The sequence below is a fragment of the Lysinibacillus antri genome (assembly GCF_003977595.1).
Classification (GTDB): domain Bacteria; phylum Bacillota; class Bacilli; order Bacillales_A; family Planococcaceae; genus Ureibacillus; species Ureibacillus antri.
The window spans coordinates 20,058-45,221 of the sequence record NZ_RYYR01000028.1 but is presented as its reverse complement, the minus strand read 5'-3'; the positions used below and the strand labels follow the sequence as shown (position 1 = coordinate 45,221).

At 33.4% G+C, this 25,164-nt stretch carries 24 protein-coding genes and 1 riboswitch; of the genes, 20 read left to right on the top strand and 4 right to left on the bottom strand.

Annotation, left to right across the window (positions count from 1 at the left end):
* The first annotated feature begins 286 nt into the window (after positions 1-286).
* On the top strand, positions 287-412 hold the full coding sequence (locus EK386_RS20615; protein ID WP_281274274.1) for a hypothetical protein: 126 nt from the start codon (positions 287-289) through the stop codon (positions 410-412).
* A 463-nt stretch (positions 413-875) separates the two neighbouring features.
* On the opposite strand, the gene EK386_RS16150 is transcribed toward EK386_RS20615, so the two are convergent.
* Entirely contained in the window at positions 876-2,201 is a 1,326-nt protein-coding gene (locus EK386_RS16150) for an ammonium transporter (protein WP_126660215.1), read from the bottom strand.
* 5 nt (positions 2,202-2,206) lie between these two features.
* Positions 2,207-2,566 carry a P-II family nitrogen regulator gene (locus EK386_RS16145; protein WP_126660214.1) on the bottom strand — a complete coding sequence of 120 codons (360 nt, stop codon included), beginning with the start codon at positions 2,564-2,566 and terminating at the stop codon, positions 2,207-2,209.
* Positions 2,567-2,974: 408 nt separating this feature from the next.
* A riboswitch (cyclic di-AMP (ydaO/yuaA leader) is annotated at positions 2,975-3,114 on the top strand.
* A 184-nt stretch (positions 3,115-3,298) separates the two neighbouring features.
* Between EK386_RS16145 and EK386_RS16140 the strand changes: the two genes are divergently transcribed.
* Positions 3,299-4,639: a TrkH family potassium uptake protein gene (locus tag EK386_RS16140; protein ID WP_126660213.1), complete on the top strand. Its 1,341-nt coding sequence runs from the start codon at positions 3,299-3,301 to the stop codon at positions 4,637-4,639.
* A 23-nt stretch (positions 4,640-4,662) separates the two neighbouring features.
* A complete protein-coding gene (locus EK386_RS16135; protein ID WP_126660212.1) occupies positions 4,663-5,319 on the top strand; it encodes a potassium channel family protein in 657 nt (218 codons plus the stop codon).
* Between the two features lie 291 nt (positions 5,320-5,610).
* On the opposite strand, the gene EK386_RS16130 is transcribed toward EK386_RS16135, so the two are convergent.
* Positions 5,611-6,504, bottom strand: a complete 894-nt coding sequence (locus tag EK386_RS16130) for a LysR family transcriptional regulator (protein WP_126660211.1) — start codon at positions 6,502-6,504, stop codon at positions 5,611-5,613.
* A gap of 137 nt (positions 6,505-6,641) precedes the next feature.
* Between EK386_RS16130 and EK386_RS16125 the strand changes: the two genes are divergently transcribed.
* From EK386_RS16125 to EK386_RS16060, 15 genes are all read left to right on the top strand, one after another.
* Complete coding sequence (locus tag EK386_RS16125) at positions 6,642-7,700, top strand: YeiH family protein (RefSeq protein ID WP_126660210.1); 1,059 nt, start codon at positions 6,642-6,644, stop codon at positions 7,698-7,700.
* Positions 7,701-8,479: 779 nt separating this feature from the next.
* Positions 8,480-8,680 carry an IS66 family insertion sequence element accessory protein TnpB gene (tnpB, locus tag EK386_RS16120; protein WP_126660209.1) on the top strand — a complete coding sequence of 67 codons (201 nt, stop codon included), beginning with the start codon at positions 8,480-8,482 and terminating at the stop codon, positions 8,678-8,680.
* A gap of 892 nt (positions 8,681-9,572) precedes the next feature.
* The gene (locus tag EK386_RS16115) at positions 9,573-9,815 is read left to right on the top strand and encodes an acyl carrier protein (RefSeq protein ID WP_126660208.1); all 243 of its coding nucleotides are present in this window, start codon (positions 9,573-9,575) and stop codon (positions 9,813-9,815) included.
* A complete protein-coding gene (locus EK386_RS16110; RefSeq protein ID WP_126660207.1) occupies positions 9,815-11,209 on the top strand; it encodes an AMP-binding protein in 1,395 nt (464 codons plus the stop codon). The genes EK386_RS16115 and EK386_RS16110 overlap by 1 nt, the downstream gene beginning before the upstream one ends.
* 476 nt (positions 11,210-11,685) lie before the next feature.
* Entirely contained in the window at positions 11,686-12,909 is a 1,224-nt protein-coding gene (locus tag EK386_RS16105) for an MBOAT family O-acyltransferase (protein ID WP_126660206.1), read from the top strand.
* 93 nt (positions 12,910-13,002) lie between these two features.
* Complete coding sequence (locus EK386_RS16100) at positions 13,003-13,908, top strand: SGNH/GDSL hydrolase family protein (protein ID WP_126660205.1); 906 nt, start codon at positions 13,003-13,005, stop codon at positions 13,906-13,908.
* A 166-nt stretch (positions 13,909-14,074) separates the two neighbouring features.
* Positions 14,075-14,233 (top strand): DUF1540 domain-containing protein, encoded by a 159-nt coding sequence (locus EK386_RS16095; RefSeq protein ID WP_126660204.1) that lies wholly within the window; start codon positions 14,075-14,077, stop codon positions 14,231-14,233.
* Between the two features lie 456 nt (positions 14,234-14,689).
* Positions 14,690-14,824 carry a hypothetical protein gene (locus EK386_RS20610; RefSeq protein ID WP_281274273.1) on the top strand — a complete coding sequence of 45 codons (135 nt, stop codon included), beginning with the start codon at positions 14,690-14,692 and terminating at the stop codon, positions 14,822-14,824.
* 407 nt (positions 14,825-15,231) lie between these two features.
* The gene (locus EK386_RS16090; protein WP_342774269.1) at positions 15,232-15,612 is read left to right on the top strand and encodes a DoxX family protein; all 381 of its coding nucleotides are present in this window, start codon (positions 15,232-15,234) and stop codon (positions 15,610-15,612) included.
* Positions 15,613-15,850: 238 nt separating this feature from the next.
* Positions 15,851-16,924, top strand: a complete 1,074-nt coding sequence (locus EK386_RS16085; RefSeq protein WP_126660203.1) for a Fe(3+) ABC transporter substrate-binding protein — start codon at positions 15,851-15,853, stop codon at positions 16,922-16,924.
* Positions 16,924-18,567: an ABC transporter permease gene (locus tag EK386_RS16080; RefSeq protein WP_126660202.1), complete on the top strand. Its 1,644-nt coding sequence runs from the start codon at positions 16,924-16,926 to the stop codon at positions 18,565-18,567. The genes EK386_RS16085 and EK386_RS16080 overlap by 1 nt, the downstream gene beginning before the upstream one ends.
* Complete coding sequence (locus EK386_RS16075) at positions 18,567-19,238, top strand: ABC transporter ATP-binding protein (RefSeq protein ID WP_126660201.1); 672 nt, start codon at positions 18,567-18,569, stop codon at positions 19,236-19,238. The genes EK386_RS16080 and EK386_RS16075 overlap by 1 nt, the downstream gene beginning before the upstream one ends.
* Before the next feature lie 240 nt (positions 19,239-19,478).
* On the top strand, positions 19,479-19,706 hold the full coding sequence (locus tag EK386_RS16070; protein ID WP_126660221.1) for a dihydrofolate reductase family protein: 228 nt from the start codon (positions 19,479-19,481) through the stop codon (positions 19,704-19,706).
* A 364-nt stretch (positions 19,707-20,070) separates the two neighbouring features.
* Positions 20,071-21,432, top strand: coding sequence for a HAMP domain-containing sensor histidine kinase (locus tag EK386_RS16065; RefSeq protein WP_126660200.1), 1,362 nt, complete (start codon positions 20,071-20,073; stop codon positions 21,430-21,432).
* A 14-nt stretch (positions 21,433-21,446) separates the two neighbouring features.
* A complete protein-coding gene (locus EK386_RS16060) occupies positions 21,447-22,127 on the top strand; it encodes a response regulator transcription factor (RefSeq protein WP_126660199.1) in 681 nt (226 codons plus the stop codon).
* A 349-nt stretch (positions 22,128-22,476) separates the two neighbouring features.
* Here EK386_RS16060 and EK386_RS16050 read toward each other — a convergent pair whose 3' ends face one another.
* On the bottom strand, positions 22,477-23,415 hold the full coding sequence (locus tag EK386_RS16050; RefSeq protein WP_126660198.1) for a C40 family peptidase: 939 nt from the start codon (positions 23,413-23,415) through the stop codon (positions 22,477-22,479).
* Positions 23,416-23,676: 261 nt separating this feature from the next.
* Here EK386_RS16050 and EK386_RS16045 point away from each other — a divergent pair, with 261 nt between their 5' ends.
* Positions 23,677-24,597 carry a plastocyanin/azurin family copper-binding protein gene (locus tag EK386_RS16045; protein WP_246027695.1) on the top strand — a complete coding sequence of 307 codons (921 nt, stop codon included), beginning with the start codon at positions 23,677-23,679 and terminating at the stop codon, positions 24,595-24,597.
* Positions 24,598-24,797: 200 nt separating this feature from the next.
* Positions 24,798-25,163 carry a hypothetical protein gene (locus EK386_RS16040; RefSeq protein WP_126660196.1) on the top strand — a complete coding sequence of 122 codons (366 nt, stop codon included), beginning with the start codon at positions 24,798-24,800 and terminating at the stop codon, positions 25,161-25,163.
* Position 25,164 lies beyond the last annotated feature (1 nt).

The window sequence follows — 25,164 nt, the reverse complement described above, 5'->3', positions numbered from 1 at the left end:
CTTAAACTAAACATTGAAATGACAAGGGTTCTAGCTCGTTACTGAGTTAGAACTCTTTTTTGTTTAGTTGTAATTCATTAAATTGACCACAATCTGATCGCACTCTCTTCAAGAATCTTTATTTAAACCAACATTTAGTGAAGTTTGGATTTAATTATTTTTTCGTTCGACTAAAAGCTTAAAGTAATTGGAATGATGAAAAACATATTTAAATTAAGCTACCAATATATCTAATCTTTAGTTATGGGATTTTTTTTGAAGTTTATAAATTAAGGAGGAATAATAATTGAAAAATCTGATTGAACTAATTGAGATTTATAATCGTAATCATGAAAGAAATGAGGACTGGAAATTAAGTGATTTTAAAAATAGTTCAAAGTTAATTGAAGATCTTATTGAAGATGAGGTTTGAGGAAGAGATCCTCGTTTGAATAGGGGTAAACACCAATTCCATATTCCTAAGAAGATACTTGAAGAAATGGTTAAAATACTTAAAGATCCAGTAATTGTTCAAGAACTCAACACATGTAAAAGTTTTGACGATATTTTTACCATTGTTTATGTTAGTAGAATAAATTTGGTCAATTAGCAGTGTATGATACTTCCTTTTTTCGTGATAGTAAAATTCTTCTTCAACATACAGTTTAATGAAAAGCTATCTTTAGCTATTCTTTTAGAAGCACGAATTATAAGGTTTAGGATTTATGGTGGTGAATCTTATTATAAGTAGTTCGTTTTTCATGAGAAATAGTAAAGTGCCAGTCCGATAGCAGGCTGGCACTTATATTGATAGGCTTACCAATATTGGAGACAATGTTTACTTACACAAAAAGCTATCAAATGAACAATTATTTTTAATCTAAATTAGGCTATATTTATCGTGAACTAAAAGGGGTTTTATCTAACGACTTTTTATTGTTAGCAGGAGCAACTAAGATACCTGTTGTTTCTTCAAAATCATATAAATTTGTAGGTAAATCAGTGAATCGTTCTAATTCATTATATGCAGGAATACCGTGGTAGGACATATCTAACCCTTCTTCTTCTTCACGTTCACTTGCTCGTAAACCGACTGTTACTTTACATACCTTTGCTATAAAAGTTCCGCCGATAAGACCCCAGAGAACTACGACAATTGAACCCAATAATTGTACTTTTATGAGAGAAGTATCACCAGTTGTAAAAAGACCTTGAGATGTATCGAACAGTCCAACTGCAATTGTTCCAAATACTCCATTAAAACCGTGTACAGCCACAGCTCCAACAGGGTCATCCACTTTTAAAGTATCTACTAATAAAGTAGCATAAATAACAATCACACCACTAGTAACGCCAATAATGATTGCACTCCATTGAGAAACAAATGCACATCCAGCAGTTATAGCTACCAAGCCTGCTAATACACCGTTAATTGTCATACTTGGGTCTGCTTTTCCAAACTTTTTCATTGTCACGAAAAGAGCAGCAGTGCCGCCACTTGCACCAGCAAGTATTGTATTAAGGGCAATCGTTGCAAGGGATGTATTGGATGCATCTAATGTGCTTCCAGCGTTAAAAGCAAACCAACCGAACCATAAAATAAAAGCACCAGCTGAAGCTAAAGGAATGTTACTAGGTGCAAATACATTCGCACTACCATCCGAATTAAATCTTCCTTTTCTTGGTCCTAATATTTTTGCTATCGCAAAAGCAACAAATCCACCAAGCGCGTGAATAGCAGCGGATCCTGCAAAATCCTTCATTCCCAGTTTTGCTAACCAACCCTCGTTATTCCAAATCCAATGACCCGAAAGAGGATAGATGATAATACAAATAAGTGCTACCGCTACAATATAGGCTTTAAAGTTCATACGTTCGGCTACTGCACCTGAAACAATCGAGATACTAGCAACAGCAAATCCCATTTGAAAAAGAACAAAAGCTGCACTAGGTAATTCAATTGATAAAGCAATGTTTTCAGGACTACCAAATAAATTTGTACCAATCAATCCAAAGGCATCTTTTCCGAACATCACTCCAAAACCAATGAGCCAAAAAGCTAAGATGCCAACTGTTAAATCTACAAAAATCTTCATCGTAACATTGACAGCATTTTTAGTTCGAACTAAACCAGATTCTAGTAAACTAAAGCCACCCTCCATGAATAAGACCATTGCTGCAGCTAGCACAATCCATACTGTATTTAAATATATTAGTTCCATGTTATTTACCCCTCCGGATTTGCTAAATCATCTATACTTAGGTCTGCCTCACCAGTCTTAATGTTATAGGCTTCTAGAATGGGATAAACATAAATTTTGCCATCCCCATCTTCACCTGTCTGTGCAGAAGCAACAATTGTCTCAATTGTTTGCTTGACCATATAATCTGAAAGGACAATCTCCAATTTAATTTTGGGGCGAAGAGTTACTTTATAATTTTTTCCTCGATAAACCCCCTGTGATTCTTTTTGTTTCCCTCTTCCAACTGTCTGGGATACTGTGAAGCCTGTAATTCCTATAGTCTTTAATCCTTTTAGCGCATCAGTGAGCTTTTCAGGTCTTATAATCGCTTCAATTTTTTTCATTTTTACCCCCTGATTATGTAAAACTTTCTATTAAACTAATATAGTATATATTTTTCATATATCCAATATCGATACTAGATTATACTGATCGAAAAAATGTTATAGATAGGTACGTAGAGGGAAAAGCGGAAATGATTATTTAATAATGAACATATATAGAAAGGATGGAGGGAACTTGTAACAATAGGAAAATCAATATCTTTATCGAGACAAAAGATTTATTATTTTTTGATGTAAAAAAATTCAAAAATACAGACTCACAGGTTAATTCAATAAGAATTAAGCATGATGGTCCATTATTGTTGAATAAAGTACAAACTTATACGTTAGTGTAATAAAGTTTTAACCCTTTTATATTTCATATTTACAAGTGATTTAGAGAAGAGTACAATAAATCCACTATTAAATAATAATAAATGGCCAAATCTCATATTGAGAACGGAGGACCCAATCTTTTGGGGTTAATTCTGCTTTTGCAGAAGGGATGATTTATGCTTCTTCGCCATCCTACCCGTCAGCTAACTTCGTCGGCTAAAGCGAAGGAGGTCTACATGACCGCCTAATTCAAGGTGCCTTTTTGTTGGTAATCCAACAGATAGCTACTTGTTTTAAATGCGGTCTTTTTATTATGGAAAAATATTAAATGAAATAGTAATAAGTAATTTATTTGAGGGAAAAACAATTATATACAAGAAGTAAATTCTACTACTTCAAAAACCGAGGAGAAAGAACATGAAAAATATATTTTTAGAAGAGCTTAATCCTTCTAAAGTTTTGGTGCTAGGGTTCGTTCTAGTCATTTTTGTAGGAGCATTTTTACTAACACTCCCCATGGCAACAGCTAATGGCGTAAGCTTAGCATTTTTAGATGCTCTTTTTACTGCGACATCGGCTACATGTGTTACAGGGCTTGTTGTTGTTGATACTGGTAATACCTTTTCGATGTTTGGTGAAATTGTTATCCTGATACTTATACAAATTGGCGGTCTAGGGTTTATGACCTTTGCGACGTTTTTATTTACATTGTTAGGTAAAAAAATCTCACTAAAAGAAAGACTTCTTTTAAAGGAAGCATATAATGCAACTTCTACTGCTGGTATGGTGAAATTAATGAAAAGAATATTGCTCTTTACAGTGATTGTAGAAAGTATGGGGGCAGCTTTACTTGCCATTCGTTTTACATTTGATATGCCTTTGGGAGAAGCAATTTACTTCGGGATTTTCCATAGCATTTCTATTTTTAACAATGCAGGATTTGATATCTTTGGAGATTACAATAGCTTAACAGGTTATGTAGATGATCCATTTGTTGTATTAACCATATGTGCTTTGATTATTATTGGTGGTCTTGGATTTGTTGTAATCAATGAGCTATACGAATATCGTGAAACACGCAAACTTTCACTCCATACAAAGGTGGTTTTAACTGCAACGATTGTTCTACTTGTAGGAGCATCCATCTTAGTTTTCTTATTTGAGTATGGAAACGATAAAACATTAGGTCCTTTAAATATAGGAGGAAAAATATTAGGGGCTATTTTCCACGGTGTAAGTCCTAGAACAGCAGGTGCCAATACGTTACCTATGGCCGATTTAACATACGCAACGCTGTTCTTAACAATATTCCTTATGTTTATCGGTGGAGGTTCAGGTTCTACAGCAGGTGGTATTAAAGTGACTACTTTTGCAGTGTTAATGGCAACAGTTCTTTCTCAGTTGAAAGGTAAAGAAGATGTCGTGATCTTCAAACGCAGAATTGTTCAAGAAACCATTCTAAAAGCACTCACAGTTGCTGTTAGTGGAATGATGATTGTCATTATAGTTACCTTCTTGCTAAGCATTACAGAGCATGGCCATGATTTCATGATGTATTTATTTGAAGCAACCTCAGCATTTGCAACAGTCGGGCTCTCTATGGGCTTAACAACAGAATTATCACCAATCGGACGAATCCTAATCATTATTACGATGTTTATAGGAAGATTAGGACCATTGACACTAGGATTTGCGATTACGAAAAGACAAACAAAAGAAGCTTATAAACGTCCAAAAGGAAATATGATGATTGGATAATCGAATAGAGGGAGAGTTAGAAAATGGCTAGAAATCAATATGCAGTTATCGGTTTAGGAAGATTTGGAACAAGTATTGCTAGAAGATTGCATGAAGCTGGGCAAGAAGTATTGGGGATTGATATTAATGAGGAAAGTGTTGAAAACGCTGAGCCTTATGTAACAGATAGTGCGATAGCTGATTCTACCGAGGAGAAGGCACTTAAGTCGTTAGGAATAACGAACTTTGATTGTGTCATTGTTGCAATTGGGGATGATATTCAATCAAGTATCCTAACGGTAATGCTTCTAAAAAATTTAGGCATTAAAAAAATTATTGCGAAGGCAACTAGTAAGCGTCATGGGCAGGTGCTAGAAACAATAGGAGTAGATTGGGTAATATACCCAGAAAGAGATATGGGGGAACGAGTTGCGAATCAGTTGCTATCACCAAATATGCTGAACTATATTGAATTATCTAAAGACTATAATCTTGAGGAAATTATATTACCTAAAAAAATGGTTGGGAAAAATTTGCGAGAACTTGATATTCGTGCACGATTTAAAGTAAGTGTTATTGCCATTATAAGAAGCGGCGATATCATTATTTCACCTTCCCCGGATGAGTTACTTCAAAATGAGGATATTCTAGTAACGATAGGAAATCGAAATGATTTAGCGAAATTTTCAAATTTAGAATAGTTGTTGATAAACTATTAAGCAGCTTCCACGTTATTCATATTTCATAATCGGGCGCGTTTCATTAAGAAATGCGCCTATTTTCATTTAAGGGCTATATAATTGAACAATGACCATAAAGAAAAATGAATATTTATGTTAAAGTAGATAGGGATTGTAAAGGAATACACTTAAACTGAAGGACAGTTAAAGAAGGAACAGGAATATCGGTAGATTATATTTTTAAAAGATAGAAAGTACAGAGAGGCCCTCCATACTTTTGTTTGTATCTTTAAAAATATACAACGTATTTTGTTAAATTATATCGTATCCTTCTTTATCTCTTAAAAGCTTAATAAAGATTTCTGATGCTTTTGTTTGAAATTTTGTGGATGGAGTAACAAGTGAGAATTTACGGATAACAGGTAATCCCTTGATCTTTAATATATTCAGCTTTTGAAGTTTCAACTCTTTATGAATAACCCAGTGTGATAGAAGTGATACACCCAGTCCCGCCTCGACTGATTCTTTAATAATCTGTGTACTTCCGAACTCCATCATATCCTTGGGACTAAATTGAAATTTCCCAAACATTCCCTCCGTTGCTTCTCTTGTACCTGAACCCTGTTCCCGTACAATCCATGTCTCTTCTTGTAAAGCTTTTAGTGTTAAATCCTCCTGCTTAATGAAAGGGTGTTTTGCAGAGACAATAATATACATGAAATCCTCCGCAATATCCTCAATATAGAGCTTTTTACTTTTTATTTCCCCTTCCACAATTCCTAAATCAATTTGATTGCTATTCACCAGTTCTTCAATCTCATGCGTATTGCCAATTGTTATGGTTGGTTTAATTAAGGGGAATTGTTCTCGTAGCCTTGCAATAATATGTGGAAGTACATATTCACCAAAAGTATAACTTGCCCCAATAGATAGTTCTCCGGTTGCTGTATTTGTTAGATCATCTACCAAATTCTTCATTTTCGTGTATAGCCCTAGAATCTCTTTTGCATGATGATAAACAATTTCCCCAGCTTTATTCAAGCGGACATACTTATTATTCCGATTTAAGAGTTTCGTTCCAACATTACGTTCAAGCATTTGAATATATTGGCTTACGGCAGGCTGAGTCATGTGTAAGGCTTCTGCTGCTCTGGAGAAATTTTGTTTATCTACAACGGTAACAAAAACGAGTAGTTGCTGTTCCATTTTTTCACTTCCTTTTTTTAACGTAACTGCGTTTTAATTATATATATTTACTTATCATTATCATTATTATAATTTATTTTCCTTATGATAAAAACAAGCATATGATGAATTTATAAAAGATAAAGGAAGTGAAAAAAATGCAGGATGAAGAGATTGAACCAAGCGGAAGTAAAGTAGAAACTTTCCCGCAAAAATTCAAACACACCTTTCTACCTTCTGCTTCATTATGGTTAGCTGGTATTTTCTTTACTTTTATCATCGCTATTCTAGGATTTGTTTTAGCAAAAGCACCTGGATTTGCTTACATAGGACCATTAGCAATTGCGATCATTATTGCTGTTATATATCGTCAAATTTTTGGTTATCCGGAAAAAATTCGTTTAGGTATTCAATATTCAGCTAAAAAACTATTACGATATGCAATTATTTTATACGGTCTAAAATTAAATATTGATGTCGTCTTCCATCAGGGAATGGGATTGCTTGTTCGTGATATTGGAACCATTGTCTTTTCCATTTTTTTAACGATGTGGTTAGCCAAAAAAATTAAGGCAGATTTTTCTTTGTCCCTACTATTGGGAATCGGTACGGGGGTATGCGGTGCAGCAGCTATTGCCGCCGTTTCACCAATACTGAAGGCAAAAGAAGAGGATACCGCAATAGGAGCAGGAATCATCGCTCTTGTTGGTACATTATTTTCAATAGGTTATATTCTTTTAAAACCATTTTTCCATTTAACGAATATGCAGTACGGTATTTGGACTGGAATAAGCTTGCATGAACTTGCCCACGTTGCTTTAGCCTCGGCACCAGCAGGACAGGATGCTTTAGCAATTGCACTTTTAGCTAAATTAGGAAGGATTTTTCTCCTTATTCCTTTAAGTTTTATCCTTATATATTGGTTAAGACATACAGGGAGATTTGAATCCGATATGAAAATTGAATTTCCTTGGTTTTTAATTGGATTTTTGATTATGAGCCTGATTGGAAGCTATGTTCTAGGGAAATTGATTATTATTCCAACAACCATCTTAGATGATATATCCAATTTAATGACCTTACTGTTAACAATGGCTATGGTGGGTCTGGGGTTAAATGTAAACCTGAAAGAATTGTGTTCAAAAGCACTACGTCCATTTATCGCTATGCTAATAACATCTATACTGTTATCATTCATTACATTTTTCACATTATAATGGGGCATATAGACTAGGTGATAGATTGTTCAACCAGTATTGACCCCAAACTGACCACACAAAAGAATTTTAGATGGACAAAAAGAAAAGTTTAACATTGGAAAAATAGCATAAGATAGATGATTTGGACAATAAAAGATACGGTGGAAAGTAGGATATAACTACTTCTTGCAACTCAAAATTGTGTTCCTTCTGGAGTGTCGGTTCGACCCCAACCACTGGTATCCACTTTAAACACACAAATTATCAAATATTATTATCGTAACGTAACCCCCAATCAAACAACGCATAGTAACACGCAGCACCTCCCGGTACTATAAATGTATCAATTAAAGGGGGGGCTTTCTTATGCCACAACAAAAATTAGCTATTGTCCTCGTAACAGTGGCCACTGAAAAAGTAGTTGTTAATAATTTTTTATAGTAAAAATATACTATTCTATTTTGGAAGTGGGATTCACGAAGACTCCTACTCAGAAAAGCTTGAGCTGAAGACCTCGCAGGAGCTTGCGACGAGGAGGCTGAAGCCAAGCCCGTGGAAAGCGAAGTGAATCCCACTTCATAATAAGAAGCAAATAATTATTATAACTTTTTATAAGGATTTAGTTTTTCAGTGGCCTCAACACCTCAACCAGATCATAAAAATTCTTCAACACCTACTTTTTCAAAAGATTCTTCTACAAGCATTTGTATGATCAAAACGTCAAATGCGGAAATATCCTCTCACCATGGCGTAGATGAGTACGTGATTCAAACTGTCATGAGGGAGTTGAAAAACTTATGAGGCATCATTATACAAGCGTGAAAAATATCTACATTATTTGTGGGAAAACGGATATGCGTAAAGGTATTGATGGGCTAACGACATTGATTCAAGACTCGCTTGAATTAGATCCATATGGCGACTCGATATTCTTATTTTCTGGAACGAGTAAAGATCGTTATAAATATTTATATTTTGATGGTGATGGAATTAGATAATTAGTTATTAAAAAGCGCAGTTCACACAGAATTGTGCTTTTTAATGTTAGGTTAGTTAGACGATTTCTGGAATAAAAAAACAGTTATATTAGAGAAAGTAATTAAATTATTATGAAGTAAGTGGTAGTTATTCAATTAAAATTCAGATTGTTGAATAGCACCTGTTAATAAGTTGTAATGGGTATTATGAAGAAATGTACTTAAACTAACGAAGCAGGTTAATTCAATAATTGAATATATATGTATCTTTATTCGATATAAATTGTCTAGTTATTCAGATGGGGGATTTTCGTTGAGAAGATTGTCTCAATTATTGATAATGTTAGTATTTACTTTGTTTTTCGTTGGTGAATGTTCCTCTAAAATCTCCCAAAAAGTAGATGTTTACGAAATGTAAAGCTTACGAATATCACAAAAGATTCATTGACATCTTTTACAGAAAGTATCATAACACAAATTATTGCATGGATTATTGACCTTTCGAAAAGCGATATGCTAGAATCATATACGAAAATGATTATCGTTATCAATAAGGGGTAATGAAAATGTGCTAATAAGTGGTGTCTCGATGAAAAATAACAGAATTATTGATTTGAGTAATCCATAATGGTTGCGCATTGTGTCTATTATTTCTTCCAATAATATTCTAAATATTTTTCTCTGAGCTAGAGTGTTTTTTTCAGTACTTAAGAAATTAGGATAAAGTGTGCATTATCCTCGATAAAAAATATAACTTTAGACATGAATATGGATTAGGTTACCGTAAATTTCAAGTGTTTCATATTTAAGAGATGGATGTGGAACCTTAAAAAATTTGTTAAATATAGAAACTGTTTAAGCTAAAAAGCTCTTCACACAGATGCAGAAAGTAATTATTGAAAGGGTGTAAATGATGAGAAATATTGAAAAATATAGAAATGCATTTATCAATGTGCTGGACTTGGAGGAAGATGATGTATGTGAAGATTTAGCACTTGGAGTAACAAGGGAATGGGATTCAATTGGACATATGACACTCATTTCTGAGATTGAGGATGTTTTTGATGTCTCATTAGATTCTGAATGGATTACAGAGTTCGATTCTTACCTGTCAGGAATAGAGATATTGAAACGGTTGGGGGTGGACTTTGATTAATGAATGGTTTCAAAAAAATTGAGGAGTTTGGGAACCGTATCGCTGTATATGCTGAACGAAATTATTCTTACTTTGAAATGTTAGAAATTGCTGACGCTATTTGTGGTGAAGTAGGTGAAAGAACGCTCGTTTTTTGTTTATGTTCTAACAACAAAGAGTCTTTATTTGGCTACGTGGGATTTATTAGGGGTGGTGTTGTACCTGTACTTTTGGATGCATCCATACATATTGATCGGTTACGCAGAATGATTAACCTTTATAAGCCCACATACATTTGGGCAAGTAGTGAAAATCAATACCTATTAAAAGAAATGGAAAGTTCATTTTTGTTTGGAGATTACACATTATTTAGATGTCCGACATTTTTCCAACATAATCTTCATGAACAACTTGCGCTACTTTTAACAACCTCTGGGAGTACAGGGAGTCCCAAATTTGTTCGTTTAAGTTATGAAAATATTTTCAAAAATGCTGAATCAATAGCAAAGTACCTTGACATCAATGCAAACGATAAACCTATAACAACACTTCCAATGAATTACTCCTATGGTCTATCTATCATCAATAGTCATTTCATATGTGGTGCGACGATAATTTTAACCGATGCATCTATTATGAAAAAAGAGTTTTGGGAATTATGTAGAGAGCAACGAGCAACAACTTTTGGAGGAGTTCCTTTCGTGTATGAGATGCTTAATAGGCTGAAGTTTGAAGAGTTTAATCTTCCAAGTTTAAAAAAACTAACTCAAGCAGGTGGGAAATTAAGCCCAATTCTATCGAGCAAATTTGCTAAAGTATGTAATCAGAAAAGGATTCAATTTTTTACCATGTACGGTCAAACTGAAGCAACGGCGCGAATGACCTATTTACCATGTGAAAAAAATCTCGATAAAGTCGGAAGTATTGGCATTGCCATTCCAGGGGGAGAACTGATTCTGCAAGATGACAATGGCAATAAAATTACATCGCCTAATGTTGTCGGCGAATTGATATACAAAGGAGCAAATGTTTCTTTAGGGTATGCTGAGTCGTTATTCGATCTTTCGAAAAAAGATGAGAACAACGGAATTTTGCGTACAGGTGATATGGCTTACTTTGATCAGGATGGGTATTTTTTTATATGTGGCCGAATCAAAAGAATGATTAAAGTCTATGGAAATCGTATCAGCCTTGATGAAGTTGAAGGACTTTTAAATGAGCGTGGTCATGATTGTATCTGCGCCGGGACGGATGACCAAATGTATATTTACACATTAAAAGATGATTGTGTTCAAATAAAAAAAATAATTAAGGAAAAATTAAACTTAAAGGGCTTTAAGATTATGAGAATTGAGGAAATCCCACGTAATCATTTTGGAAAAATCCTCTATTCCGAGTTACCTAAATATGAATAATTTATAGCCACTTGGAACCAAGGGAATGTGATACATGTGACAAAACTTTAAATACTGAGATCTGAAATGAGTGTGCACCTTCTAGGTAAACATTAAAATAACGTGAATCCTACATTATTACATAGTTTAATTAGTTCTTAAGCGTTTTGTCGACACATTTCAGGGTTTCACGCAAATTGGACAACAATAAGGTCATTTTTTGCCTCGTTTTATGAAAAATTTTAAGTTTATTTTTATCAGGTGATTGGATGACTTTTATATCAATTGAGTTTCTCCTATTTTTCGCAATAATCGTTTTTACTTATTATTTAATTCCACATCGATTGAGATGGATTCTTTTATTAGTAGCAAGTTACGTTTTTTATGTTACCTTAAGTATCCAATTTATACCGTTACTACTTGCAAGCACAGCTTTTACTTTTTTTACTGGAATTATAATTGAAAAACAGAAGACAAAAAAACAGAAGAAAAAAGTCATGCTAGTTGGTATTTCCGTATTATTGTTTTTTCTCGGTTGGTTTAAATATTTTAATTTTGTAAATGACTCACTTCGAGCGATTGCGAAATTCATGGATTGGAATTATACCGTACCATACCAAGAAATTGTCCTACCGTTAGCCATTTCTTTTTATACGTTTCAGGCAGTAAGTTATCTTATGGATATCTACTATGGAAAGCAAAAGGCTGAAAGACATTATGGTTATTTTTCGATATATTTTGCATTTTTCCCACAATTGGTTGCTGGTCCGATTGAGCGTGCTAAGAAATTACTTCCGCAATTTAAAGTTGAACAGAGTTTAAATTATGAAAATTTAAGCTATGGGATGAAGCGAATTGCATGGGGTTTTTTTAAAAAGACATTAATTGCAGATCGACTAGCTCCAATTGTATCTAGTGTTTTCGATAGTCCTAACCCGACTGGTTCACAAATCGTACTGGCTACTATTCTATTCTCGATACAATTGTTCGCTGATTTTTCAGCATGCAGTGACATTGCCATCGGTTGTGCAAGAATGCTAGGGATAAATTTGACAGAAAACTTTAAGCAACCGCACTTTGCAGTTTCGATATCGGATTTTTGGAGTAGATGGCATATAACGCTCTCTACATGGCTAAGGGACTATATCTTTGTCCCGTTATGTAAGGGGAAAAAGAAGCGAAGTGAAATTTACTTAGCAATAGTGATTACCTTTTTAGTAAGCGGCATTTGGCACGGAGCCGCTTGGAATTTTGTTATATGGGGTCTAATTCATGGGATTTACCGCGTGTTTGGGGATTTTACAAAACATTCTCGTGAAAAAATGACTTCATTTATTCAATTGGATAGAAATCCAGTGATTCACAGATGGGTAAAAATTGCAATAACTTTCCAACTAGTTTGCTTTTCTAGAGTTTTTTTTCGATCGGATTCCGTAACACATGCATTTGAAAATGCACAGCTTTACTTAACAATTAACTCCTGGAGACCATCGGGAATTGTTAAAGCATTTGAAATATTTTCGCTACTAGATTTAGTGATTTTTATTTTTTTCTTTATTATTGTACAAGTATTTCAGTATATCGAAAGAAAAAAAGGTTCAACATGGGAATGGCTATCCCAGCACTCGATATTCGCTAGATTTGCATTTTATATTTTTATTATTGTTTCAGTCCTTATATTCGGTGTTTCGGGTAATGGGTTTGTTTATGGTGGTTTTTAATCTTAATATAAACTACATGGGAATTGGTTGTGTTGTATTCAGGAGCCATTCAGTAATTTTGGTAAAAGAAGCACTGAATTGAGAGGATTTGCTATGGGACATTTATTCATTAAGTTAACAATTATCATTACTGTTGGTTTACTACTGTTTATACCAGTAAATAATTTTGTAAAGCAATCTCATGATTACAACATAAATCATGCAATGCTGGCTTTTAAGAAAGATCCATATCCAGTTGATATTATCAATCTAGGTGCATCTCATTCAATGTATGCTTATTATTTTAAGCCTACGGGTTTGTCCCATCTGGACTTAGCACTTCCTGCTCAGACAATTCAGTACGACTTTAAATTGTTGAAAGAGTATGGCAAGCATCTTAAACCTGGTGGTATAGTTATTGTTTCCATCTCTCAAATAACTTTCGCAAATTTTGAGACCAAGCACTTAGGAAATTATTATAATGTTTTGGATCGTACCGAAATTGAACCGTTTAGTTTAATTGATTATTATAGTTACTTGTACTTACCTGGGACAAATAGTGGAAGTTTTAATTCTGCGCTCTCGGGGAAATTGAAAAACTTTAAATGGAATTCTCATCAACCTTGGGCAAATAACGGTAAAAACTATTCGGAAAGAAAGTATGAGAAAGTAGAAGCACAATACAGAGAAGCGGTTGAAAGCAATAATATTGAACGGAATGTGCAGCAATTAAGAGAGATTGTAGATTATTGTAGCGAGAAAGGCTATCGAGTAATATTAACCATGGAGCCAGTACATGAGTCTTATCAAGAATATTTCAATGAAGAAGTAATGAATAGACTTGTTTTTCAGTACTTAAAAGCTCTTAAATTAGATGTCCCTTTTTTAAATTATATGGGTGATCAAAGATTCGTAAACAACAAAGATTATTTCATCGATCCAGATCATTTAAACAGAGAGGGAAGAAAAATGTTTTCTTGGATAGTTTACAAGGACCTCAAGAAATTGGGCTATTTATGACCGATTTGAAAGATTAAGCCTACAATAAAAATATTGAATCGAATTTGCATAAAATTATATGATAAAAAATTTTACGCTAACTAATATACATTGATTAAAAATTAAAGGAAAAAAGTATCAACCACCTCCAATTTGTTAATGATAACAAAAAAGGAGGTGTGATACTATGGCTCAAGATGTTCTTTGTGAAGTCAACAACTGTACGTATTGGGGTTCTGGAAACAAATGTAGTGCTGATACTATTTACGTAGTAAGCAATAAAGAAGGTAAAGAAGCGTCCACTAGTGAAGAAACAGATTGTAAAACATTTAAACCAGAGCATTAATTTTCTTTAGGTAACCAAAATTTTGGTTACCTTTTATTATTTATAGTATTGATAATAACTATCATTTTCATTCAAGTTTGTTGAATTATTTTTATATCCTTTTTTAAAAAAATGGAGAAAAAATATATATTAGGTAAGTTTAAGAGGGATTAAAGATGAAAATGTATCTCTTTGGGATTTTTAAATAATAGGTAATGGGCACTTTCCAATTTTTGTTCTATATAGTTGAGCGAATATTCAAGAAATCTTAAATTCATTTCATCCATATTTTCATGAGTGAGGTGTTGAATACGTCGTAAATGCACTTCTTTTGTCTGAGTAATCTATATATTCTCCTACGTTAATACATTCTTATTATTCAAATAAGTATATGTTTAATGAGCAATCAGATTCGATATTAATACATTGTTCAGAAAAAATAACATTCATTGGGTGAAATCAGACAGGATGTACGGAATGAAGATTAGTCAAAAGAGTAAAGGAATCTTCAATAGTGTTTCTGCAAAGCCTAAAGCATTTATATGTCCAAACTGTGGTTATGAAGCTTTCTATATTGATGAGTTTAGAGAATTTAATAAAGTGAAACTTTAATCCGTGGGGGTTTTCTTCATCCCCCACGGATTGTTAGTTGAACCAATCGGGCGCATGCCAGCAGTTAATCTCCCACCTATCCTTTTTGTTTTACTTAAGTCTTGAGGTGGGAGTCTTTACTGCCCGTTAATGCGGGATAAGTAAATACATATTTAAATATAAGGTGCATTTCTTTAATAAGAAGTGGTTCTTTTTCCACTAAAACCAACTAATAGAAGTTGATTGGTATTCAATTAAAGAGCGCGCGCGACAAGTTCTGTTATAAGCGTTTATACATGAAAAAACAGGAGAGTTTGCACGGCAAATTTTTAACTTTATAACGGAGGATAGGAATGAAGAAACCATATTTAAGGAGAACATAACAATGAAATTAAAAACGAAATCGGTTCGCTTATTTTAAGAGTAACATTAGGAGCATTATTTTTGTTCATGGATTAGTAAAGTTCCAGGGCGGGATTAAAAATATTGTAGGTTGGTTTGAAAGTAATGCATTACTAGGATTTTTAGCTTATGGAGTTTCATTACTTGAAATCGTTGGTGGTGTTGCTTTAATTATTGGATTTGCAACTAGAATCGTATCTGTAGTCTATGCACTTTTAATGATTGGGGCAATTTTAAAGGTAAATCTTTCTGTTGGTTTATTGGGTAATGGACAGATGGCAGGATATGAATTGGATCTGGCTTTCTTGGCAATTGCAGTATATCTTGCAATCACTGATAGCAAGTTTTTATCAATTAATCAACTGTTTAGCCAGAAAGAATCAGATAATTTAAAAAAAGCTGCCTAAGTTGTATGTAGATGTTTAAAGTTGCATGGAGTAGAGCGATTAAAACTTTACGATAAAAGATTGACTATACTTCATTTTTAGTAAGAAAAAATTACCTCATGTATTACGATAAAGAGAAAAAATAATAGTTGACACTTTACATAGTTGTAAGTAGAATTACTTTAAACCTATTGATAATGATTATCACACTCATTATTTATTTAATAATAAAATTAAAGTTAAGGAGTATATACGTAAAATGAAATTACCAAAATTATTTAAACCTTTTTTAGTCAGTGCTGCTTTAGCAATTGGTTTAGCAGGTTGTGGCGCTACAAATCAAAATGAATCAACTGAGGAGAAAGCATCGGCTCCTGAAAATCAAGAAGTTAATATTTACACTGCAAGACATTATGATGCTGACGAAGCGATTTATAAGAAATTTACAGAAGAAACAGGTATTAAAGTAAATGTTGTCAAAGGGGAAGCCGAAGAACTGATTGAAAGATTAAAACGTGAAGGTGAAAGTACACAAGCAGATTTATTTATCACTGTAGATGGTGGTGTTTTAGCGAATGCTAAGAAAAACGATATCTTCCAGCCAGTGAGCTCAGAAACTATTGATGAAAATGTACCTGAAAACCTACGTGATGCTGATAATAACTGGATTGGAATGGCAACAAGAGCACGTATCATTGCTTATTCTAAGGAAAGAGTATCACCTGAGGAATTATCTACATATGAGGATTTAACGAATGAAAAATGGAAGGGTAGATTATTAGTACGTTCTTCAACAAGCTTATATAACCAATCTTTACTTGCTTCTTTTATTGAATTAGATGGTGAAGATCAAGCGCAAACATGGGCTCAAGGGATCGTAAATAATTTTGCTCGCCAACCAGATGGAGGAGACCGTGACCAAGCAAAAGCAATTGCTGCAGGTATAGGGGATATCGCGATTATGAATACCTACTATGTCGGTCTACTTGCAAATTCAGAAGATGCGGAAGAAGTAAAAGTTGCTGAAAGTATTGGAGTCTTTTTCCCGAACCAAGAAACTAACGGTACGCATGTAAATATTAGTGGAATTGGTTTAACAAAGCATAGTAAGAATAAAGAAAATGCTACTAAGCTAATCGAGTATATAACAAGTGTTGATGCTCAAGAATTTTTATCAGCTAATAATTATGAATTCCCTGTTAATCCTAATGCAAAAAAACCAGAATTATTAGATAGTTGGGGAGAATTTAAAATGCAAGACTTGAATTTTGATACTTTAGGGGAGCATAATAAAAAGGCAATTGAAATCTTTAATAAAACAGGTTGGAAGTAATGAAACTAGATTTGATTAAACGTAATCTAAAAAAAGAACTTAATAGCTGGTGGATTATCAGTTTAGTTGGGGCAGTAGTTATTCTACTGCCTATCCTTTTTATTTTCTTCACAATTTTTCAAGAACCTAATGAAAACTGGCTTCATATACGTCAGTACTTGCTAAAAAATTATGTGACAAACACGATTTTGCTTGTGGTACTCACTGGCATTTTTACAGCTTTTCTTGGTGTAAGTTTGGCTTGGCTAATTGCAGCGTATGATTTCCCACTTAGGAAATTTTTCCGCTGGGGTTTGTTGTTACCACTTTCCATCCCAACGTTTATTGCTGCGTATACGTATCGAACGATGTTAGGCTACACGGGTATCATTCAATCGACCTTAAGGAATCAATATGATTACCAAATTAATTCAGAGTTATTATCCATTTCTGGAATCAGGGGAGCCATTTTCATTTTTACAATGTTTTTATTCCCCTATGTTTATATGATTACTAGGGCATTTCTCGAAAGTCAAAGTACATCTTACATAGAAAATGCAAGATTGTTAGGTCGGAAACCGATCGCTATATTTTTCAAAATAGTACTTCCACTTGCAAGGCCAGCTATCGTGGGTGGGACAGTTTTAGTTATATTCGAGGTGTTGGGTGACTATGGAGTAACAAGTCTTTTAGGGATTCATACTATTTCAACGGCTATTTTTCAGACATGGTTCGGGATGTATGATGTGAATTCTGCAATGAGACTTGCAGCTTGGCTAATGGTTATTATTATGGGTGTCTTCTTATTAGAAAAATTGCTAAGACAGAGAAGACGTTATCATATTAGTAACAAATCGAGACCTCTTGTTCCTGTTAAACTGAAAGGAATTAAAGGAATTGGCGCTTTCATTTATTGCGGGCTCGTATTTCTAATAAGTTTTCTTATTCCTTTCATACAGCTTATTGCTTGGGCAAAAATGACCTTTAATAAAGTTTGGGATCTTTCATTTATTACGTTGATATATCAAACAGTGTATTTGGCGGTTATAGCTACAATAATTATTCTTATATTTTCAGTAATTGTGGCGAATGTTTGCCGTTCTCATTCATCGTTTTCTTTTGTAATTTCAAAAATTATCACTTCGGGTTATTCGATTCCAGGACCCATTATCGCAATTGGCGTACTGGCGATTTTTATTTCGCTAGATAAATGGCTTGCACCGTTTTACAAGAGTATTGGGCTAGGAGAAGCACCGCTAATCTTAAGCTTATCATTAATCATGTTAGTTATAGGTTATTTTATCCGTTTTATGGCGACAGGGTTTAATGCAATCGAGGTAGGTTTTGAGAAAATAGGAACGAAATATACCGAGGCTTCAAGAATGCTTGGCCTAGGTATCACAAAAACGTTCTTTAAAGTCGAGTTTCCTTTAATAAAAGGGGCTTTAATTAGTGGCTTTATAATAACGTTTGTTGAAATTTGTAAGGAACTACCATTGGCTTTATTACTAAGACCTTTTAATTTTGAAACACTTGCAACGAAGACATATCAATATGCACACGATGAGCAAATTTATGAGGCTTCTATTTCTTCGCTTTTAATTATTGGAATTAGTATTTTATCTGTAGTTTTAATACAACTGTTAGGTAAGAAGGTGAAATAATGAGTATCTTGGAAATTGAAGGCCTAACTTTTTCTTTTACGAAAAAAGAAGAACCAGTTATTGATGATTTTTCTTTATCAATTGAAAAGGGTGAAATTGTCGGTATTTTAGGACGTAGTGGCAGTGGTAAAAGTACATTACTTCGATTAATTTCTGGCTTAGAAATGCCATTAAAAGGAACGATAAAAGTTGCAGGAAAGACTGTTGTAAGTGAACGTGTTTATCTTCACCCAGAGGAACGAGGAGTGGGGATGGTTTTCCAAGACTATGCCCTTTTTCCTCATATGACAGTTAAGAATAATATACTTTTTGGTTTATCTCGTATGTCTCGGAACGAAAGAAAGCAACGTATGGATGAGATGTTAGAGCTTGTTCAATTAGAGGGTTTTGAGAATCGATATCCACATGAATTGAGTGGCGGACAGCAGCAAAGGGTGGCACTTGCAAGAGCACTTGCACCTAAACCCAGCATATTGTTAATGGATGAACCATTTAGTAACTTAGATGCAGATTTAAGAGAAACGATTCGGGAAGAACTAGGGGTAATATTAAATAATGCCAACATGACCTGTATTATGGTGACACATGATCGACATGATGTTGAAGCAATCTGTGATCGTAGTGTTGTGCTTGGTTTTACTAGTATTTCCAATAATTACTGTAGAATTTAGCCTTCGAATGTAATAGTGTTCCTTCGAAGCTTCATTATATTAGAAATACCTAATTGACAGTTAGGTATTTTTTTTATACAAAATAATTATAATCAATATGACACATATGGTGGAATATCTATGTAATAAAAGGGATTGAGGAAGTTGAATAGTAATCGTCTTGATGAACTTCTTTTTTCTTCCCAATAAAAGATTGTGAAAAAATGTTAAACGATCAGTGGGTTCACTCAAGAAGGATAGATTCTCTTTTTTGTTGAAGTAATTAAACTAACCAGGCAAATATTACATTCCTTTGTACAAGAAGGTTTAGTGGATGAATTTATCATAACTGTTGCCCCAACTATAATCGGTAAAGGAATTCCGTTATTCAGGGAGGGAAATTATCAATTAAACCTTTCATTGAAAAGAACAAGAATCTTTAGTCAATTTGTAGAATTACATTATAAAGTAAACGGCAAAAGCGTTTAGAAAGATTTAGATTATTCAAGAAAAGTGCGCAATAGTTCAATAGGGAAAACATCATTGATAACGAGATAAATCATTGTTAAATTTCTATAACACTTTGACTCCAGACTGATCACATAAAAGGATATTGGATGGACAAAATAGATAATATAATATCTGAAAAATAGCATACAAGAGTTCTAGCTCGTTACTGAGTTAGAACTCTTGTTTATTCATTGATGAATCTGACTCCATTTCCCTCTATGTAAAAGTTGAAAAAATGTTTGCATCTTTTCTGCACATTTATTGTTTATACTAACTTCATATGACTATCACTGTCATCACTTGTTATAACACTTCCTTTTATGCGAGAGGAGCAAAAGTAAGAATGAATAAAATCTCTACAAAATTAGCAGTTTGCTTTTTTATAGTGGTGCTAGTAATGGAGTCCTCTCTTATGTATTACCTTCACCAAAGTATGATCCATACTAGAGTGGAAGAGGAATTTTCTTTATTATTAGCAAACGGTAAAAATCATCGTGATGTATTAAATGAGCATTATTCAGATACGACAATTAAACATATCATTTTAATGGAAAAAAACGAAAATCGAGAAGTGATGATTACAAAATCGACAGGTGACATTGTTGGTAGCTCCGACAAATCTTATATGTTGCAAGAAGAGTATCAACAATTATTAAGAGATCTCGGTAATGAAGAGGACAAAATAGTAGTTTCAGATTGGAGAAATTCACCGTATATAGTGAGCGCGCATCCCTATCAAGTAAAAGAAAATCAATCTGGCTATGTCCTTATGTTTCAAAGTACAAACTCAATTAATCAAATGGTCGATAATATGAATATGCATTTTATCATAGCAGGCATTACAAGTTTTATTGTTTTATTTATTGTGTATGCGTTACTATCTAAAATTCTTACAAGACCATTAATCCATATGAAAGAAGCAACTGAGAAATTAAGTAAGGGTGATTTTAAAGTAAGTTTAACCACTTTAGGAAAAGATGAACTAGGAGAATTATCAAACTCCATTCATAAATTAGCGAATGACTTAGAACGTTTAAAAAATGAGCGAAATGAATTTCTAGCATCCATTGCTCATGAGTTAAGTACACCATTAACTTATTTAATTGGTTATTCAAAAGTGGCAATGAGAAAAGGCTTGAGTGAAGAGGAACGTGAACATTATCTTGAAATTATTGCTGAAGAGTCAAATCGAATGAAAGATTTAGTGAAAAATTTATTAGATTTGGCTAGGATGGATGAAACCTCATTTACCGTTTCTAAGGAATACTTTTGGGCTAGTCCTTTCTTGCAAGATCTTTGTAAGCTTGTTGTCCCTTCATATGAAATCAAAAATATAAAACTAAATCTAGTTTGTAAAAATGATTTCCAAATTTATGCGGATTCAATTCGATTAGAGCAGATTGTCTTAAATTTATTAGATAATGCTTTAAAGTATTCCAATGAAAATTCGGAAGTTACGCTAGAGGCTTATAAACAAGGTGATCAAGCGGTAATTTCTGTTATCGATACAGGAATTGGGATTCCATTAGAAGAAATGGAATTTATTTTTGAAAATTTATACCGTGTAGAGAAATCAAGATCACGTGAATATGGGGGTTCTGGAATTGGGCTCGCTGTTGTCAAAGAGTTAGTGGAGGCACATGGGGGGACAATCGAGGTTCAAAGTAAATTAGGCGAAGGTAGTACTTTTAGGGTAACAATATAAAGGGGGTTGGTTAAATGCATACAGTTCTTTTAGTAGATGACGAACTAAGAATGTTGGATTTAGTGGAATTATTTCTAATGCCGCATGGAATTAAGTGTATTAAGGAGACAAGTGGCAAAAAGGCGATAGAAATTGTTAAGAAAGAGAAAATTAATCTTATTCTTTTAGATGTAATGATGCCTGAAATGGACGGATGGGAAGTATGCAAAGAGATCCGTGAATTTTCCAAAGTCCCGATTATTATGCTTACGGCAAGATCAGATAAATTAGATTTAGTGAAAGGGTTAAACATTGGAGCTGACGATTATATTTCAAAGCCTTTTGATGAAAGGGAATTGGTTGCGAGAGTAAAGGCTATTTTACGTCGTTTCTCAGAAGATGAAAAAGACAATAACGTAACTATTAGTCACAATGAATTTCTTTTAAATACAGAAACGTATTCCTTACAATACCAAGATTTAATAGTACATCTTACGTTAAAGGAATTTTACATATTGAAGGCGTTAATTTCTAGACCGTCTAAAACTTTTACTCGTGAAGAATTACTAGCAGCAGCATGGGAATACGAAACAGAAACAGATATCCGAACTGTAGATTCTCATATTCGTAATTTAAGGGATAAACTTAAAAAAGCTGGATTTCCAACAAATGAATTTTTAAGGACTGCTTGGGGGATAGGATATAAATGGAGTTAATAGGAGTATTCCCTAAACTAAAGTACAAGGATTTTCTTGGGATAAGCTTTCATCTAACGGTAAGTTAACTTTGAATTAATAAGTATTGAAGGTGACAATAAAATGTATAGTTTTTTTCTCAAATAAGTCAAATAATAAGCGAGCCAGTGTCTATTTTTAAAAATTCATATAGTCATTCTCCAATTATTATAGCGCTTCTACTTGGATTAATTGGGGCTACTGCACTATGTCAGCTAACAGGAAATATTAGTGCATTGGGATATAAGTAAAAACTAGCTTCCTATAAAGATTAGTAAAATTGTATAATTTAGAAACAATAAAAGACGCCTCAACTTTGAGACGTCTTTTATTATTGAGTTAAACGATCTAAGAAGACATCTAAATGTTTTAGTGTAACCTTATCGTTAACACCAAATGTTCCGTTACCTTTACCATTAGTAATTTTATTTGAAGATAAAATTGAAACATAATCTTTTGTCCAATGAGATGCGGAAATATCTGAGAAATTTTCTGCATTACCTTGTTGTTTTAGATCGAAAGCTTCAACTAATACTTTTGCAAGTTGTCCACGTGTAATAGGCGAATTTGGATTGAATTTTCCGTTGCCATCTCCGCTAAAGATGCCAATCTTTCCTAATGCGGTAGCGGCACCTGCATACTTAGAAGTATATTTCACATCTAGGAATGGCGAGTTCGTATCAGAAGTATCTAACCCTAATACTTTTGAAAGTTGAAGGGCTACTTCACCACGAGATGCATAGTAAGAAAAGTCGATTTCTGCATTTTTAACTTCTCCTTTAGCTACTACCTTAACTTCTTCCTTAGTATCTGTTGTAAATTCAGCTACACGTTTCGCACCAACATAGCGTGAACCCCAGTAATACGGGTCATTGATTTTATCGATCCTAACACCTGAGCTCGGTGTTGCTGATATAAATTTACCACTTCCTATGTATATTCCAACATGAGAAATACCTGAACCTGAAGTATTAAAGAATACCAAGTCACCCGCCTCTAATTCATTTTTTGAAACAGAAGTTCCTTGTTGATATTGTGCTCTTGAAGTTCGATCCAAAGAGATATCTAATTTTGAAAATACGAATTGTGTATATGCTGAACAATCAACACCCGTACTAATATTTGTTCCTCCAAATTTATAGGGGGCGCCGATATAATCTTTAGCTGTATTTGTTAAGTCAGCTACTGTTGCTGCTTCTGCATTATTTGCACCTACACCCGTGAAAATCATAAAGGATGCAAATACTGGTAGTAACCATCTTTTCTTCATCTATTATCTTACTCCTTTCATAAACTATTGCTTTATATGAATAAAGTAAGATTAGCATAGAGAAGTAGTATTTAATTTTTCGTTTTTGTAACAAAATTATGCAGAATAAGACAATATACAGTTTAAGTTCCTTTTAATTTCGCTATAAATCTTGTAGTTGTTTAGTTTCTTGTTGTAATAATAAGAATCTTTAATTAAATCAAAAACTCATGCATACCATATAAAGGTATGAAGTTATAAAAAGTTAGAAAGGGTGGATTGATGGGATTTTATCAAATATTCATTTTAGCCTCACTGACAGTACTAACAATTTTGGTATTGCTGATATCTAGAAATGCAAAAAATCAAATTAATTCGATGCAAGGTATGATGATAACAATGTTTTTTAGTATGAACACTGGTTTAACAGTAGGGATACTCTTCGGTGCTTCATTGCAAGGTGACTTATTTTTTTCAACAATATTAGCTTGCATAATAGGTTCTGTTGCAGGGGTATTAATTGGTAGTAACTTTGGTGTGTTATCTGCATTAGAGGGTGTAATGACTGGATTAATGAGTGGTATGATGGGTGCGATGTTAGGAGAAATGATAAATGAAAATCAATCAATTACCTTAGTAAGAATTTTCTTGTTCTTATCAATTTCAACAATCTTTTTATTTGCTATTCTTCCTAGAAAAAATGGGAAAGAGAACTTACAAAGCAAATGGGCAACTTTAAAGCCTTTATTATTAGGATTATTTATTGCATCTTATTTTTTGGGGGGAGTAACATTTGCAGAGAAACAGGTCAAAATCAAAGAGCGATTAATACATAACAATCATTCACATATCATAACAGAGGACAAGCAGGCTATAGATTCGAAAGATATTACAATTCAGACTATTGATATGAAATATACACCAACAGAAATTGTTTTAGAAAAGGATCAACAAGTAAGTCTAACACTAAACAATCAGGATAATATAGAACATGATATTGAAGTAATAATACCTAATCTTAATGAGGGCACTCAATTAGAGCATGAACATAGTTCGAAAGAAAATATGATTCATTTACACGCACAATCTAAGGAAATAAAGAGTATAAGGTTTACACCAACAACGACTGGTTCATTCGAATTTGTTTGTACAGTTCCCGGACATAAAGAGTCGGGGATGGTTGGGAAAATAATAGTGAAATAAAAGATTGGGGCAACCCATTCTTTTTTATATGATTCCATTAATATAAAAAGGGATTAAATCTCGATAAATTTTGCATATTTTTTTATTTATAATTTTCTTATATACATAATTAATGGGGAAATTTCGGGGTAAAGGGAATATAATGAAATACAATGTTGATGATGCTTTTTTCTAAATCAAAATAAAGAGAGTGGAGATAAATGTGTATATCCAGTAATTTTATTGAGCTACAAGCTTATAACATATGTGAAGAAATTAGAAAACAATCTGTGTACACATTGGTTAGGTTAGAGATTTCAGAAGGGTGGATTATTGAACCACAAAACACTCAAAATTACTGGGATGGTAAAGCCTTAATAACGAAAGTAATCTTAGAAGATACTAAGGGGAAATCCTATATAATAAATCCTGATGCTAATGGTTTAAGGTTTGCAAAAGGAGAAATAACTTATAAAGAATATAGAAGAATTGAAAAAAGCGAAAACCTAAAGGCAATTAGTTTTTTTGCATTGTTAGTCGGTTTAACAATGACAATGATGTATATTCTAGTAAAGTTTTTAACTTAAA

Excerpts from the sequence above, each read along its gene's own strand:
- EK386_RS16150 (WP_126660215.1), bottom strand. The coding sequence starts at position 2,201 with ATGGAACTAATATATTTAAATACAGTATGGATTGTGCTAGCTGCAGCA.
- EK386_RS16145 (WP_126660214.1), bottom strand. The coding sequence starts at position 2,566 with ATGAAAAAAATTGAAGCGATTATAAGACCTGAAAAGCTCACTGATGCG.
- EK386_RS16140 (WP_126660213.1), top strand. The coding sequence starts at position 3,299 with ATGAAAAATATATTTTTAGAAGAGCTTAATCCTTCTAAAGTTTTGGTG.
- EK386_RS16135 (WP_126660212.1), top strand. The coding sequence starts at position 4,663 with ATGGCTAGAAATCAATATGCAGTTATCGGTTTAGGAAGATTTGGAACA.
- EK386_RS16130 (WP_126660211.1), bottom strand. The coding sequence starts at position 6,504 with ATGGAACAGCAACTACTCGTTTTTGTTACCGTTGTAGATAAACAAAAT.
- EK386_RS16125 (WP_126660210.1), top strand. The coding sequence starts at position 6,642 with ATGCAGGATGAAGAGATTGAACCAAGCGGAAGTAAAGTAGAAACTTTC.
- tnpB (WP_126660209.1), top strand. The coding sequence starts at position 8,480 with ATGAGGCATCATTATACAAGCGTGAAAAATATCTACATTATTTGTGGG.
- EK386_RS16115 (WP_126660208.1), top strand. The coding sequence starts at position 9,573 with ATGAGAAATATTGAAAAATATAGAAATGCATTTATCAATGTGCTGGAC.
- EK386_RS16110 (WP_126660207.1), top strand. The coding sequence starts at position 9,815 with ATGAATGGTTTCAAAAAAATTGAGGAGTTTGGGAACCGTATCGCTGTA.
- EK386_RS16105 (WP_126660206.1), top strand. The coding sequence starts at position 11,686 with ATGCTAGTTGGTATTTCCGTATTATTGTTTTTTCTCGGTTGGTTTAAA.
- EK386_RS16100 (WP_126660205.1), top strand. The coding sequence starts at position 13,003 with ATGGGACATTTATTCATTAAGTTAACAATTATCATTACTGTTGGTTTA.
- EK386_RS16095 (WP_126660204.1), top strand. The coding sequence starts at position 14,075 with ATGGCTCAAGATGTTCTTTGTGAAGTCAACAACTGTACGTATTGGGGT.
- EK386_RS20610 (WP_281274273.1), top strand. The coding sequence starts at position 14,690 with ATGAAGATTAGTCAAAAGAGTAAAGGAATCTTCAATAGTGTTTCTGCA.
- EK386_RS16085 (WP_126660203.1), top strand. The coding sequence starts at position 15,851 with ATGAAATTACCAAAATTATTTAAACCTTTTTTAGTCAGTGCTGCTTTA.
- EK386_RS16080 (WP_126660202.1), top strand. The coding sequence starts at position 16,924 with ATGAAACTAGATTTGATTAAACGTAATCTAAAAAAAGAACTTAATAGC.
- EK386_RS16075 (WP_126660201.1), top strand. The coding sequence starts at position 18,567 with ATGAGTATCTTGGAAATTGAAGGCCTAACTTTTTCTTTTACGAAAAAA.
- EK386_RS16065 (WP_126660200.1), top strand. The coding sequence starts at position 20,071 with ATGAATAAAATCTCTACAAAATTAGCAGTTTGCTTTTTTATAGTGGTG.
- EK386_RS16060 (WP_126660199.1), top strand. The coding sequence starts at position 21,447 with ATGCATACAGTTCTTTTAGTAGATGACGAACTAAGAATGTTGGATTTA.
- EK386_RS16050 (WP_126660198.1), bottom strand. The coding sequence starts at position 23,415 with ATGAAGAAAAGATGGTTACTACCAGTATTTGCATCCTTTATGATTTTC.
- EK386_RS16045 (WP_246027695.1), top strand. The coding sequence starts at position 23,677 with ATGGGATTTTATCAAATATTCATTTTAGCCTCACTGACAGTACTAACA.
- EK386_RS16040 (WP_126660196.1), top strand. The coding sequence starts at position 24,798 with ATGTGTATATCCAGTAATTTTATTGAGCTACAAGCTTATAACATATGT.